Source organism: Paraburkholderia franconis, from assembly GCF_009362735.1.
GTDB lineage: Bacteria > Pseudomonadota > Gammaproteobacteria > Burkholderiales > Burkholderiaceae > Paraburkholderia > Paraburkholderia franconis.
The window spans coordinates 1-13,321 of sequence record NZ_WHNP01000121.1; the positions used below are offsets into that span (position 1 = coordinate 1).

Genomic DNA, 13,321 nt, shown 5'->3' on the forward strand with positions numbered 1-13,321 from the left:
CTCGAACGTGGCCGCTTCTCGAACGTGGCCGCTTCGTCTGGCCGAAGGCCGATAGCGGCAAGATCCACCTGACCCAGGCCCAACTCTCGATGCTGCTTGAGGGCATCGACTGGAGGCAACCGCGTCGCACCGCCGAACCAATGTCGATGTTGTAAACCACGCGGGACCTGCGTAAACTGCGCGGCATGCCTGATGCCAGCGATCTTCCTGACGACATCGATGCACTCAAGGCCCTGTTGCTCGAGGCGAGGGCGTCCCTGGCCGAGCGAGATCTGGAAATTGAACAGCTCAAGGCGCAAATCGATAAGCTCAAGCGTATGCAGTTCGGCCGCAAATCCGAAAAGCTGGACCGGCAAATTGCGGAGCTCGAGACCCGACTGGATGACCTGACCGGCASCCGTGGCGCCGCCGTAACTCGCGAAGCGCAGGCCGGCGGYGSAAGCAAGGCGASTGCRAACGGTGCWTCGCGCGAGGCRCTGCCAGAACACCTGCCGCGCSAAGAGCATGTGCTCGAGCCGGAGCCGACCTGCCCCGCATGCGGYGGCCAGATGCAACCGCTGGGCGAGGACGTRTCCGAGCARCTCGGCCGTATCGCTGCRGCGTTCAAGGTTATYCGTACCATCCGGCGCAAGAARATCTGCGARTGCTGTCACCGCATCGTGCAGCCTCTGGCGCCGGACCTGCCGATTCAACGCAGCATCGCCCACCCAAGCCTGCTTGCCGACATCCTTGTTGGCAAATATGCAGATCACCAGCCGCTSTACCGACAGTCGGTGATCGCGGCGCGCGACAAGGTTACGCTGGACCCGGCGAGCATGGGCCGCTGGGTCGGYCAGTGCGAAGCGCTGGTCGATCCGCTGGTGGAGGCGGTGCGCCGCTACGTGATGGCCGCCAYCAGGATCCATGCGGACGACACGCCAATCCCGGTGCTCGCGCCAGGCAACAAGAAGACAAAGACCGGCCGGCTGTGGGTCTATGTGCGTGATGACAGCCGGTCCGGTTCGACGGAGCCAGCCGCCGTCTGGTTTGCGTACTCGCCAAACCGGCAAGGCGTCCATCCCCAGCGCCATCTGGCCGGCTTCAGCGGGATCCTGCAGGYCGATGCATATTCTGGTTTCAACGAGCTGTTTCGCGACGGCTCGATTCGCGAAGCCGGGTGCCACGCGCACGCACGTCGCAAGCTCTATGACATTCACGTGCGCACGCCATCGGAGACGACCACTGAGGCGCTCAGATACCTCGGTGAGCTCTATGGCATAGAGGCGGACATTCGCGGCAAACCGCCGGACGAGCGATTGCGTGTGCGACAAGAGAAGGCCAAGCCGCTGCTTGAGCGCTACGGCACGTGGCTGCGGGAAAAACTCAAGACGCTGTCGGCAAAGTCGGATACGGCCAAGGCAATCAACTACTCCCTGAACCAGTGGGATGCGCTCATGCTGTACTGCGACGATGGTGCCGTCGAAATAGATAACAACATCGCGGAAAACGCGCTGCGTTGTGTGAGCCTGGGTCGAAAGAATTTCCTCTTCGCAGGCTCCGATAGCGGGGGCGAGCGGGCCGCAGCGATGTATTCGCTGATCGGAAGCTGCAAACTCAACGGTATCGATCCGCGCGCTTACTTGACCCATGTCCTGACCCGAATCGCCGATCACCCCGTCAACCGCATTGACGAACTCTTACCTTGGCGGATCGTCGAACACCTCGGCGGTCTACCAAAGACTATCGGTTCATCTCTCTGAATCAGTGTGGTCCCTGCACATCCACGCGCCATTTACACGTAGGCCACATCATCGGCCACGCGCGCGCGAAAATCAGCAACGGCCTCCGCAAGGCGCTTACCGTCGACCAGAGTACGGAAGCCAAGCCCAGGACGCGCGGATTCCGCAAGCAGCAAAACGAACTGCTCTCTCAATCCCGGCTTGCCGTCGAACTGCGCGACGAGCGGATGTCGCAACGTCTTGAACGGGTCACTGCCTCAGGTCGTGTCAGGACGCAGTTCGCCACATGCAGTCGAAATACCTTCGAGCCCACCGCCGACCTGGGCAGTGGGAACCGTCTCTTGCCAAGGCCAGTCCCTTACACGCGCGATACGTTCCGTGCGTTGTGCCCGATTTGCCACTCTCGATCTTGTAGGCGATACCAGGGGGGGCAGAAGTACGAAACTGTGCGCGTTGAGCGATACTCTCTCGCCATGTTGCGTTGTTAGAACACCGCTTCCGTCCATACAGTAGCAAACTTGCCGTCGCGCAGGCCTCGAACCGCGCGCTCCAGCCATCGCGAATGTCACAGAGGGTGAAATTCGCCACACCAATATCCATAGCAGCAAGAAAGCATTCCAAGACAGAAAGTTCACGGAGCGGCGCATTACTCATGGATGAGTCCAAATATCAGGTCGAGGCCTTGAAAAAACTTTTCCAACGTCTACTATGAACTGGCTGTTCTGGCGCTCGCAAAAAAACTGACTTCGTCGTACCCTAGGCCGGAAAGAACGAAGTCCGCACTCGCGTCTATAGTGTCAGGGTTGAGACACTCTTGTCCCCACATCCTTGAATCCGCTGTAGTATGCCGCCGCCTCCTTTATCTCTGCCTCTGTGAGATTCCGTGCGATGTTTCGCATTTGCTCACCGGCATCATTATGTCGTTGACCTGTCGCGAAGGCATGTAGTTGAGCTTCTAGATAGGATGCTGAAAGACTCTGCATAAAGGGGGCTCCGGCTTTGTGATCAACGCCTCCGTGACAAACAGCGCAGGAAACGACATTCTTCGTGGGGTCTCCACGCGCAACAATGGGCGGCTCGCTGACCGTCGCACCGCCACTTATTAAATGCCCTGAAGAAGCGAAGTACTGCGCGAGGTCACGCATATCGCTGTCGGATAGTCCTTTGACTATCGAGGTCATTATTACATTCGTTCGCGCACCACTTTGGAAATCTGAAAGCTGCTTATAGACGAATGCAGCGTCTTGTCCAGCGAGAAGCGGCGCGACGACTTGAGATGCATTGTGACAGCCGACGCATCGAGTTGCGAGCACGCCGCCGCGCTGTGCAGCGTCGGTGTCCCTATGAGCAAGCGTCTGCGGCGTTATAGTAACCGCACTTACGGCGCCGTCAGCAGGATAGACAATCGATTCGTTCTGCGCCCAGTGGCGGGATACTCCGGCTGCACTACAGATCGCGTTCCATATTCCTTGAAACTGAGTGCCATCCTGCACCGACGGCAAGAGGACAAACCCTATCGCTGCCGCGATGACCGCTATGGCGAGGGTCCCGCAGACGCTGCCTACCAACCATCGGTTTGTCAGCGAAAACACTGGTTTCGCGTCCATGTCACTGCCCCTGACCAATCGGGATTCCAGGCACGGCGGTGTCTGGGCGGGCAATCAACGACGCAATCGGATATCCGTAGTTAAACAATGTAAGGGCAATCATCAAGACGAGCCACAGCCGGAAGCCGTTCAGCGCAGATGGTACATTCTCTGTTCGATGAATCGGTACACTAAAGGTGTAGTCCTCAACAAGGTCGACTGTTGAGCGATGAGCACGAACCAGAATGAAGATAAAGAGGAGACCGGCTAACAGACAGACGACTCCACCAATGACCGACACGATCACAGGCAGCGCCTGGGATGAAATCTCGCTATTCGAGTAGTCGAAGTATGCCATTCTCCGCGGCATTCCCATGATGCCTACCAAGTGCCACGGGATTGTCAATACCATGATTCCGATAAACCAAAGCCATAGCTGAATGCGGATAAGCCGCATGTCTCTTATCGCGCGACCAGTAATTTGAGGCCACATGTCGTAAGCGATCACGAAGTACATGATCACGACTGCTCCGGCGAAGATGAGATGAAAGTGCCCGGTCACCCATTGAGTATTATGTATGGTCGAATCCAGCTGGTAACTCATGTTGATGAGTCCGCCTGCTCCCCCAAAACCCAACATCACAAACGAAAAAGCGATGGCAAGCATCATGGGGTTAGCCCAGGGAAGAGCCTTTAACCAACCTATGACACCCTTCCCGCCACGTAGCCGTCCGGCGATCTCCACCGACGCACAGATTGTGAACACCGTCAGCAAGGTAGGAATTGCGACCAAAGCCGTGAAGACCGAATGCATGAATTTGAACCCTGAACCTACCTGCGGGTCGGCGAACAGGTGGTGTATGCCAATCGGCATTGATACAACGAGAAACATTACGAAGGATACCCGCGCCATCAAGTCGCTATAAAGCCTCCCACCGATCGCACGCGGAACGATGGTGTAGTACGCAATGTAGGCCGGCATAAGCCAGAAGTACACAATTGCATGAAGCGTCCACGAATAGAAAACGCGTGCGAGACCGGCATCAATGTTATGTTTCCATCCCAACGAGACCGGAATAACCTGAAAAATGATTTCAATTGCCGCGCCAACGGCTGTCCACCCCCAGAGATACGCGCTCGCCACACATGCAAACATAGGAAGCGGAACAGGAACCCCCGGATTATCGCGCTTCCATATTGCGAGGTTCACACCCATCAGCGCAACCCACGCCCATGACCCAACAACGATCAGGACGACACCTATATAGTAGATCGAGCTGCCGATCATCGGCGGGTAGAACGTGTAGAGAACCGACGCTGTACCTCTCCCTATTGCAACAACGGCCAGCACGAAGCCCAACGCAACGGCACCAAAACCTGCCCACGCCAACTTGACTCCGACAATGGCGCGCTTAAGCGAAAGCTCAATCACCGCGTATCCGAGGGCCATCGCGACGAGAGTCGGGAAGACATATGCCATAGTCGAACCGTGCGCCGAGACGGATCGATAATATATTTCGGGATCCTTTATCCATGGATGTAGCGGACTTCTCACGTACATCTGCCAGGCGCCCAACGCCAAGGCAACAGCGAAACTCGCGAAAGCGAGCCAGAAATGCAGAAGCACAAGCCGCTTGTTAATTAACACAGTTCAGCCTCCCGTTCGGCCCTTTTCGCTTAAGCATTTCGAAAAATGTGGCGCGCTCTATAACCTTGACGCGCGCCCACATTGCCTGATGACCCGTCCCGCAGTATTCGTGACAAGGCATCAGATGCTCGGCTGGCTGCGGAAACACGGTTTTAAACGTGGATATGTAGCCTGGTTCGATCATTGAATTGATGTTAGTCCCCGTTACCAGCATGCCGTGGATTGCATCAGCGCTGGTCGCTCTGAAAGTAATGGGCGTGTTCGCGGGAAGCAGGATGCATTGAGGCGTGAACGAATACTGCTGGGCCAGTATCCGGACAATAACAGATCCGTCTTTTGATGCAGCACTTCCCAAGTTACTTTCCGAAAACTCGCTATTTGTTTCCAAGGATGCTATGCGTATCGTTTCTACTCTGGATGGCGGCATCATCGCCCAATGCAATCCTGTGAAGACAACCGTCAGCATCACGACGAGCATGATTGCCGACATCAGGATCGCCCACCTTCGTTCGATTTTATGGACGATACTGACAGACGGATTTTCCCGGATATTGTCGTTCATTGGATAACGCCACGCGGAAGAAAAACGAGTAAATAGAATGCGATCCATATGAAGATCACGATGGCTGTCGCAGTACCTGCTAGCACAATCGCGCCCTTCGGCCCATCGAGAACGATGAGTTCAAGGGCGTGGTCCTCGTTTTCTTTCGGGTTCACTTGGTTTTCCCACGACAATTCCGTACGGGTTTGAAAATGTCCAGCATGCCAGGCTTTAGATGGATCGATGACATTAGTCGACACTGAATCTCAATCGGTGCACGCAGGAAAAATCCCGATATGGCTGAGAGAACGTGCTTTCGGAATAACCACGTTTTATTTCGAGCAAGCAATCACGACACATTCCGTCCGCGATCTTCCGGATAGACGAATCTCCACTTCAGCTTCCTTCATGCTCCGCCGAGTTACGACACCCTAACGAAGTTCTGTGCATGCAGACATTGCGTTCGCCTGGGAGCACACACACGCGCATCTGCTTCGCCGCGCTGTTCAAGACGGACGACACTCGTTGACCAGCGCGGTCTCAGCAGATGTCTCGAAGAGTTTTCCTAGCAGCTATAACCGCAGCGCACGACCTTATTGAGTTTCGGGCTTGTAATTCGGGTTCAGGTGCCCGTCATCGTCGAGCAGTCGATAGAACTGCGTCCAGACGTCGTCCTTCTTCGCACTAGCAATATGGCAGTATGCACATTCCTCTTTCGCCTTGACTTTCGCCATCTTTGCCTTCGGCTCGAAGTGATTGAAATTGAAGTATCCCCAGCCGTCGGTCGCGGCGAAACGCTTTGAGTCCTTCACCGTGACATCGGCTCCGTTGAACTTTCCAGGGAAGAGCCCTCGACCGGACGGCTCATTTCTTGAGCCATCAGGAAACTGTTGCGGCGTCGTCAGCTGAAGCTCTTTAACAAAGATGGTGCCCTCGGGGAATTCGCCGGTCTTTTTGTAGATCGCGTACGAACCTGGCTCAATGTAAACATTGTGATACTCCGGGAAGTTCGCCTTTCCTCCGTTAAGGGCGTTCGGCGTCAACGGACTCCCGACGTAGATCCATTGATGAAAGTTCTTTGGAAGTAGTAGCTGGCCATCTGCAGTGTATTGCGGAAGCTGCCGCTTTACCGTGGGAAGATCTTGCCCATCCGAATCAGCCCAAGCGCCGGTGCTAAACGATGTGCACGCGATAAATACTGCACCAATGACTGAGAGTCGCTTCAACATGCGGATTCTCCTATATGTGAACGAGATAACCGGAATCTAGTACGCTTTGCGACGTCCCAGTCCGTAGCCTGTGTCGGCTACAGAATTAGATACTTTTGCAGTTCATCAATCAACGATCCACAAGTATATGAATCGTGACCTTATGGTTGCACTACGTTGATCGCGTGGGCGCGCGAATTGCGACTGTCTTTCACCCCCCTTTCCTAATGGGAAACATCGCCGACGAGCCGAGCTGATAACGTCGGATCGTTCCATATACCCATGTATAGTCGGCTACTCTTTGTTTCCCACAAAAACTCGTGTAGAAATCGGAATTGAGGATTGGTTTCACTTGTGCAAACCACCGCGACAGTCCGATTAACATCGATACATCGATACCCGGTCCTTCACACCGTCTTAATCATCATTATCTGGAGTGCCCTTGAGCGAGCGTCCGACGGCCGAAGGCCAGATTTGCTTGAGAGTTCGTGGAAACCCATTCGAACTCAAGCATGCCATCGATCTCTTTAGGTCGATGCGCTTTGCCATCGCTTTGCTGGTGATACTGGCGATTGCAAGCATCGTCGGTACTGTTCTCACACAGGAGGACACGTACGTTAATTACGTGAACCAGTTCGGCCCATTTTGGGCTGACGTTTTCCGCGGTCTCGATCTGTACAACGTCTACGGATCCTGGTGGTTCATGCTGATCCTGGTCTTTCTTGTGATCTCGGTCTCACTTTGTGTAATTGACAACGCCCCGAAGATGGTCCGGGACGCGCGCAGCTGGAAGGACCGCGTCCGCGAAAGGAGCCTACGCGCATTCCGCCACAAGAGTGAGTTCCGCACGGCCGCCATAAGTGCTGTCGAGACAGCGGAGCTCCTCATACGCCTCGGACGTCAGTCAGGCTACAAGCTAGTCACTCGCGATGCGGGTACGGGAGAGATCCTGATCGCAGGTAAACGCGGTGCCTTCACAAAGCTGGGTTACATTTCGGCTCATTTGGCGATCGTGGTGATCTGCGTCGGCGGCCTGCTGGACAGCAATCTGCCTATCGAGCTGCAGATGTGGTTTTCCGGAAAGACTGCGACCGAGTTGGACTCGGACGTAGCCGCAGTTTCTCCAGACCATCGACTATCCCCTTCAAATCCGACGTTTCGCGGGTTCGCTCTTGTGCCCGAAGGGCAGCAGACTAGCTCGGTCGTACTTAGTCGTCGAGACGGTTCATTGATCCAGGATCTGCCGTTTTCAATTCAGTTGAAGAGATTCGTGGTTGATTATTATTCAACAGGCATGCCCAAGCTGTTCGCCAGTGATATCGTGGTCACGGATCATAAGACTGGCGAGCGCGTTCAGGCGCGCGTCCAGGTGAACAAGCCGTTCACCTACGACGGTATTTCAATTTATCAGTCGAGCTTTCAGGACGGGGGGTCCAAAGTCGCGATGACCGTGTGGCCGATGGCCGGCAGGACTGAATTCACGGAGCAGCTTCAGGGTGTAATCGGGGGTGTTACGCATATTGACCTTCCGACCGCCGGAGAAAGTGGAGAGACGGTGGAGCTCACCGATTTCCGTTCGATCAATGTCGAAGATACGAGTAACGCCGACGATGCTCATAGCACGCGAAGCGCTCCCAAAGAACATGCGCTCAAGGACGAGATCGACGCACGACTTGGATCAGGCGCCAAAAGCCATTCACCTACGACATTACGAAATCTAGGACCATCAATGCAATACAAGGTCCGCGATATCAACGGCCAAGCCCATGAATATCAAACCTTTATGCTTCCAGTAAATATCTCTGGGCAGCAGATGTTTATGACCGGCGTAAGGTTGGACGTCAACGATCCATTCCGCTTTCTCCGGATACCCGCAGACGAACATAATTCAGTACGGGACTGGATGAATCTTCGAGCCGCCCTGCAATCTCCGAGCATGCGAAACCAGGCAGTACTCCGATTCGTACGGCGTTCGTATTCAAGTGCTGATACTGACGCTCAGAAACGTGCTGCATCGGAGGTTTCCCGACTGCTAGACCGTTTCGCTGGCGTCAAGGGAGATAAGGACACGACGACAGTCACAGCATCAGCGGGCGGCTTCCGGGCGATTGCCGGCTTGATTGACCGGTCGATGCCAAAAGCGCAACAGGAAAAGGTGGCCATGGCGCTCCTACGCACGCTCAATGGCGTGATGTGGGATCTTTGGCAGCTGTCCCGAAACAAGCATGGCGAGCCCGAGATGAAACAGGATCCGCCATATATATCGTTCATCCGGTCTTCGATCGATGCACTGTCAGACAGCTTCTACTACGGCGCGCCGATCTTTCTTCAACTTAACTCGTTCACGCAGGTTCAGGCGTCGGCATTCCAGTTGACTCGGGCACCAGGTAAAACCTTAGTATATATCGGTAGCTTTTTGCTCGTGATCGGCGTTTTCTCGATGTTCTATGTGCGCGAGCGGCGTCTCTGGTTTTGGATCAAGAGTTCAAAGGAAGGTGGTGCGGAAGTCTTGATGGCGATGTCCACCGCTCGACGAACGCTTGACTTCGAGAGGGAGTTCGTACGTACGCGCGACGCGGTACACATGGTACTGGACATGAAAAACGCTCAAACAAGCTGACGCCGCCAACCAGCCGGACAGCATGTCCGGCTGGAACACATGATATATCGGGGACCGGCGCTGAACGACATCATCCGCAAAGCTATGTGCGTGGGAGCAGAAATCGAAAAACGAATCCTGGAAATGAAAACACCATCAGCAGCGATACGGTGATTACGTAGAATTGCCATCCTTGGTCGAACACCCTACCCTCCCGTGCCTCCAACGCGTACGCCGCAGAGGCCAAAATCATGTACGTCAACACAAACTCCGCTATGTAAACCGAAGGGGTCTTGCCATGTCGAAGCGCGATAACGCCAAAGAACCTGCCTGTGATGAAAGGAAAATTGGCCATCGATACGGCCAAGGTGAGAATAAACCAGCCTGAAACTGACATTAAGATTGACCTCGTATCACTTGTAACGTCGGATGGGAAGCTCCATGACGAGATCTGTGAATCCCGGTTAGGATGACGGGCTCAGTATTCTCAAAGCTACCATCTTCCCATTGAACGCAACATCGGAGCACTATTCAACGTTCCGTCGGTATAAACATTCAATACCTGAATACTTCCAAAGTGGTCCCTGCGTGACCTGCAGTTATAAGAGCGAGTCACGGTCTCGCGGTCACGAATATCAAGATTCCTCAGGTGCGCGGGTTCGACCTTCGCGTTGTATGGGCTTTACCTTAAGGGCGCAGTTGGCGAACCCGCGCCGTCAGAGCCTTTCGTTTGAATTCCTGTTGAGGTACCGAAGCTCGCGCTGCAGCCGGCGGTGCAACGCGGCTCGTTAAAAACAGCCGCATCGCGCGCCGCTTCCCCGCCAAGAGCCTTGGACGTTCAGCAGATGGCTGGATGGTTGCAGGCAGCGCGCAAGACAGATTGTCAGTTCGAGCTTCGTGGCATGAACCTGTTTAGCGTCTGGGCACTCGCGACTCTATACGCGAGTCTATACATGGATACTAGAGGTTCGTTGAGTATTGCCTGGACGCCCAATAGAATCGGCACGGTGCTCGCTGCATACAGGGCGAGCACGAAACTTTCGCCGTTAGAGCGACAGGCCCAGATAGGCTTTGATCATGTGATAGTTGCGGCGACCGTGATATCGGCCACGCAGCAGCCCTATATTCAAACGTACTGTCTCGATAACCGAATTCAAAGGAAGAGCAAATGGCTACAGGTACAGTGAAGTGGTTCAATGACGCAAAAGGTTTTGGCTTTATCAAACCCGATGATGGGAGCGAAGACCTTTTCGCGCATTTCTCGGAGATTCGATCGACCGGATTCAAGTCTCTCCGGGAGAATCAAAAAGTCTCCTTTGAGATCAGTGTGGGTCCGAAAGGCAAGCAGGCATCAAATATCCGGACATGATGAATTGCAAGCCTAAGTTCGGATAGTCTGCGTCAGGCCCATTCTCGTTCATGGTCTGACGATCCGTTACGATCGTGCCGGGATCGCAGTGTAATTACTGCTGTAAGCCTGGCCGCGGTCCTGGCTCCGAGCATCTTCACTGCTGCATTGATAAGGCAATGATTACACATACCACATCTGGGACAGACGCATCTTTTGCCGCTGAAGGGGCTGCCGTGGATCGGGACGTAGGCTACCGCGACCGTCGATTCTGCTACTCGAAGCGGGACGCAAAAGCCTATCCACACCAGCTAGCCCGGTTGCGCATGTGCGTTCATGAGGCGACGTACGAAGGGTCCCTTTCGAGCGGCGATGACGAAGGCGGTCGACGATGTTTTCAAGACCACCGCTAACAGTCGGAATAGTCGGACAGTCGAACTATCGATGATGACCTGGTCGAACGATCATTTCTTGTCCCTACAGCGCGTTTCATTGAATGGATAGAATTCGCGCGATGCAACTAGGAGAGGACGATATGGGCATGAACTTGACGTTCCGGTATCTTAAGTCCCCCGATGATTGGATCCACGCCTTCGACGTCGTGAAGGAATTGCGGCCGCATCTGACGGACCCTGAAGCCTTCTGCGCGCAATTGCACCGTCAGCACGAGGAGAATTATCGTCTGCTCGCCGCGTGCAGCGTGGAATGGACAATCCTCGGTCTCGCCGGGTACCGCGCGCAAACGAATACACTCTATGGGCGCTTCATCTATCTCGACGACCTTGCCGTAACCTCCCGACTGCAACGCACTGGCATCGGAGCGGAACTGCCCAACAAAGTCCGCGACATCGCGCGTCAAGCGCGCTGCGCGCATTTCGTGCTCGACACCGGCTTGCACTTGCCGCTCGCGCAACGCTTCTACTTCCGCAACGGCATGCTCGTCAACGGTATGCACCTTGTGGAATCACTCGCGCACGGCGGATCGGGTTTCGCGCAATGAAGATTCTTTTCGTGAACGCGAGCCCGCACAGCGAAACGAGCCACGGTTACGGGCTTGCCGTTGAGATGATCCGCTCGGCGTGCAGGACTGCGCATAGCGCGCTGGTGAAGCGGGACCTTGTCTCGACGCCATTGCCGCCGATCACGCAGGACTATGCAAAAGCCATCACTTCACGTGAACCTGATGTAAGCCTGTTTGACGTGTCCGAGCAGCTCATTCGCGAGATCGAAATGACGGACGCGCTCATCATCAATACACCGATGCATAACTTCACGGTTCCGGCCGCGCTGAAGCTCTGGATTGACTACGTGCTGCGGGTTCATCGCACCTTCGCCGTAACGCCGGAAGGCAAGGTCGGTCTGATGCGCGACCGGCCCACCTTTGTGATTGTCGGTTCCGGGGGCTTTCATAGCGGCGAACGTGCGTGGCAAGGCGATTTTCTCACCCCGTATCTACGTTACGCGCTCGCGTCTATCGGGTTGAAGGACGCTCATTTCGTGTTGCTGCAAGGACTCACGCATGGCGAAGAGGCCGTGGCGGACGCCCTCCAGCGTGCGCGCGAAGAAATCGCACGACACCCGCTCTTCGCATCCGACAATACCATTGTCAGCTAGCGCCGCTTATGCGTCGTACGCGCGCGGTAGCATGGGTGCAACGCACACCGGCTTCAGCGGCTTCAGCGGCTTCAGCGGCTTCAGCGGCTTCAGCGGCTTCAGCGGCTTCAGCGGCTTCAGCGGCTTCAGCGGCTTCAGCGGCTTCAGCGGCTTCGCAACATGGTAAGTCGAGAACCGAGCCGCGCTCGTCCGCGCCCAAAAACACGGCGATATGTATGCCGCCTGGCGACGAAACGCATAGGCGCTGTTCCCGATCTGCAGCGATTTCCGACCGACCGAGGCCAATCGCCCGCTCGCCAAGATTCACGCCGATACATAGTGACCTACAAAACCGCACCAACATTCGCGGCAACCGCCTCGCTCATCACCGCGCAAAGAAGAGCTGTTGGTACCGGATGCGTTACCTTCGACTGTCCGTCCTCAACGATTTGAAAAAACAGCGCAAGTTTCAGCTTGCGCTTCATCCTGCCTTCGAATGCGGCATCGCGTCAAGCGTCTGCGTGTCGGACGGCAACGGGTAAATCGCGTATGTGTTGTCGATTGCATCAGACCGCCCCGCGCCCTCACATTCCTGCGGTTACGTAAGCCATAGAGTCGGGAAGGAAATACCGTCAGGATGTCGGCGGATCCTCGAAAAGTCAAATACCACCGGCAAAGCCGGTGGCTTGAAATTGTGAGCGCCTCAAAGGCGCCCATAAAACCGTGAGCCGCCGGTGGCGGCTTACTCCATGACCAGCTTCATCTGGTCGTATCGCTCATCCTCTTCTTCCTGATTGCGGATGTACGCTCGCACCATGTGCTCATCCAGCCCCACCGTAGAAACGAAGTAGCCTCGGGCCCAAAAGTGCTCGCCGGTAAAATTTCGCTGCCGTGCTCCGTACTTCCGGGCTATCTGAATTGCGCTTTTGCCCTTGATGTACCCGACCACATTCGACGGCTCTGATACTCTTTCATCGTGAATCTCCTTCTCTTGGCAGAGACAGGAAATTCGCGCCGACCGTCGTAAAGGTCAAACCGTCGTAAAGGTCAAACCTTGGTGAGTCCACCGGCAGAGCCGGT

General features: G+C 55.2%; 15 protein-coding genes and 1 pseudogene. 7 read left to right on the top strand and 9 right to left on the bottom strand.

The features are described from left to right. Both tnpB and tnpC read left to right on the top strand, forming a co-directional pair. Positions 1-155 (top strand): IS66 family insertion sequence element accessory protein TnpB (tnpB, locus tag GCT13_RS44450; protein WP_193727950.1); only part of this gene is annotated, 155 nt, incomplete at its 5' end. 30 nt (positions 156-185) lie between these two features. Beyond that, positions 186-1,739 carry an IS66 family transposase gene (gene tnpC / locus GCT13_RS44455; protein ID WP_152768069.1) on the top strand — a complete coding sequence of 518 codons (1,554 nt, stop codon included), beginning with the start codon at positions 186-188 and terminating at the stop codon, positions 1,737-1,739. A gap of 32 nt (positions 1,740-1,771) precedes the next feature. Here the strand turns inward: tnpC and GCT13_RS44460 are convergent, their stop codons facing one another. The 6 genes from GCT13_RS44460 to GCT13_RS44485 form a co-directional block, all read right to left on the bottom strand. After that, positions 1,772-1,954 (bottom strand): hypothetical protein, encoded by a 183-nt coding sequence (locus GCT13_RS44460; protein WP_152768070.1) that lies wholly within the window; start codon positions 1,952-1,954, stop codon positions 1,772-1,774. A 561-nt stretch (positions 1,955-2,515) separates the two neighbouring features. After that, the gene (locus tag GCT13_RS44465; protein ID WP_152768071.1) at positions 2,516-3,325 is read right to left on the bottom strand and encodes a c-type cytochrome; all 810 of its coding nucleotides are present in this window, start codon (positions 3,323-3,325) and stop codon (positions 2,516-2,518) included. A 1-nt stretch (position 3,326) separates the two neighbouring features. Then, entirely contained in the window at positions 3,327-4,952 is a 1,626-nt protein-coding gene (locus GCT13_RS44470; RefSeq protein WP_321575029.1) for a cbb3-type cytochrome c oxidase subunit I, read from the bottom strand. Further along, a complete protein-coding gene (locus GCT13_RS44475; protein ID WP_152768072.1) occupies positions 4,942-5,514 on the bottom strand; it encodes a cupredoxin domain-containing protein in 573 nt (190 codons plus the stop codon). Before GCT13_RS44475 ends, GCT13_RS44470 begins: the two co-directional genes overlap by 11 nt. Next, the gene (locus tag GCT13_RS44480) at positions 5,511-5,753 is read right to left on the bottom strand and encodes a hypothetical protein (protein ID WP_152768073.1); all 243 of its coding nucleotides are present in this window, start codon (positions 5,751-5,753) and stop codon (positions 5,511-5,513) included. Before GCT13_RS44480 ends, GCT13_RS44475 begins: the two co-directional genes overlap by 4 nt. Positions 5,754-6,086: 333 nt before the next feature. Beyond that, positions 6,087-6,722, bottom strand: a complete 636-nt coding sequence (locus GCT13_RS44485) for a cytochrome P460 family protein (protein WP_152768074.1) — start codon at positions 6,720-6,722, stop codon at positions 6,087-6,089. A gap of 514 nt (positions 6,723-7,236) precedes the next feature. Between GCT13_RS44485 and GCT13_RS44490 the strand changes: the two genes are divergently transcribed. Continuing rightward, a complete protein-coding gene (locus tag GCT13_RS44490) occupies positions 7,237-9,321 on the top strand; it encodes a cytochrome c biogenesis protein ResB (RefSeq protein WP_152768080.1) in 2,085 nt (694 codons plus the stop codon). 82 nt (positions 9,322-9,403) lie between these two features. On the opposite strand, the gene GCT13_RS51510 is transcribed toward GCT13_RS44490, so the two are convergent. Beyond that, positions 9,404-9,697, bottom strand: coding sequence for a DUF2818 family protein (locus GCT13_RS51510; protein ID WP_152768075.1), 294 nt, complete (start codon positions 9,695-9,697; stop codon positions 9,404-9,406). A gap of 771 nt (positions 9,698-10,468) precedes the next feature. Between GCT13_RS51510 and GCT13_RS44500 the strand changes: the two genes are divergently transcribed. The 4 genes from GCT13_RS44500 (at position 10,469) to GCT13_RS50730 (ending at position 12,428) form a co-directional block, all read left to right on the top strand. Next, the gene (locus GCT13_RS44500; RefSeq protein ID WP_152768076.1) at positions 10,469-10,669 is read left to right on the top strand and encodes a cold-shock protein; all 201 of its coding nucleotides are present in this window, start codon (positions 10,469-10,471) and stop codon (positions 10,667-10,669) included. Positions 10,670-11,183: 514 nt separating this feature from the next. Then, positions 11,184-11,648, top strand: a complete 465-nt coding sequence (locus GCT13_RS44505; RefSeq protein WP_152768077.1) for a GNAT family N-acetyltransferase — start codon at positions 11,184-11,186, stop codon at positions 11,646-11,648. Continuing rightward, positions 11,645-12,262: an FMN-dependent NADH-azoreductase gene (locus tag GCT13_RS44510; protein ID WP_152768078.1), complete on the top strand. Its 618-nt coding sequence runs from the start codon at positions 11,645-11,647 to the stop codon at positions 12,260-12,262. The genes GCT13_RS44505 and GCT13_RS44510 overlap by 4 nt, the downstream gene beginning before the upstream one ends. A 31-nt stretch (positions 12,263-12,293) precedes the next feature. Further along, entirely contained in the window at positions 12,294-12,428 is a 135-nt protein-coding gene (locus GCT13_RS50730; protein WP_265335348.1) for a hypothetical protein, read from the top strand. Positions 12,429-12,585: 157 nt separating this feature from the next. On the opposite strand, the gene GCT13_RS48930 is transcribed toward GCT13_RS50730, so the two are convergent. Both GCT13_RS48930 and GCT13_RS44520 read right to left on the bottom strand, forming a co-directional pair. After that, positions 12,586-12,726, bottom strand: a complete 141-nt coding sequence (locus GCT13_RS48930) for a hypothetical protein (protein ID WP_193727952.1) — start codon at positions 12,724-12,726, stop codon at positions 12,586-12,588. A 257-nt stretch (positions 12,727-12,983) separates the two neighbouring features. Further along, a pseudogene (locus GCT13_RS44520) lies at positions 12,984-13,196 on the bottom strand (transposase); the annotation flags it as partial. Between the last annotated feature and the right edge of the window lie 125 nt (positions 13,197-13,321).

Bases quoted from the DNA above. Each gene is read 5' to 3' on its own strand.
- GCT13_RS44465 (WP_152768071.1), bottom strand. From the start codon at position 3,325: ATGGACGCGAAACCAGTGTTTTCGCTGACAAACCGATGGTTGGTAGGC.
- GCT13_RS44475 (WP_152768072.1), bottom strand. From the start codon at position 5,514: ATGAACGACAATATCCGGGAAAATCCGTCTGTCAGTATCGTCCATAAA.
- GCT13_RS44485 (WP_152768074.1), bottom strand. From the start codon at position 6,722: ATGTTGAAGCGACTCTCAGTCATTGGTGCAGTATTTATCGCGTGCACA.
- GCT13_RS44490 (WP_152768080.1), top strand. From the start codon at position 7,237: ATGCGCTTTGCCATCGCTTTGCTGGTGATACTGGCGATTGCAAGCATC.
- GCT13_RS51510 (WP_152768075.1), bottom strand. From the start codon at position 9,697: ATGTCAGTTTCAGGCTGGTTTATTCTCACCTTGGCCGTATCGATGGCC.
- GCT13_RS44500 (WP_152768076.1), top strand. From the start codon at position 10,469: ATGGCTACAGGTACAGTGAAGTGGTTCAATGACGCAAAAGGTTTTGGC.
- GCT13_RS44505 (WP_152768077.1), top strand. From the start codon at position 11,184: ATGGGCATGAACTTGACGTTCCGGTATCTTAAGTCCCCCGATGATTGG.
- GCT13_RS44510 (WP_152768078.1), top strand. From the start codon at position 11,645: ATGAAGATTCTTTTCGTGAACGCGAGCCCGCACAGCGAAACGAGCCAC.
- GCT13_RS50730 (WP_265335348.1), top strand. From the start codon at position 12,294: ATGGGTGCAACGCACACCGGCTTCAGCGGCTTCAGCGGCTTCAGCGGC.
- GCT13_RS48930 (WP_193727952.1), bottom strand. From the start codon at position 12,726: ATGAAGCGCAAGCTGAAACTTGCGCTGTTTTTTCAAATCGTTGAGGAC.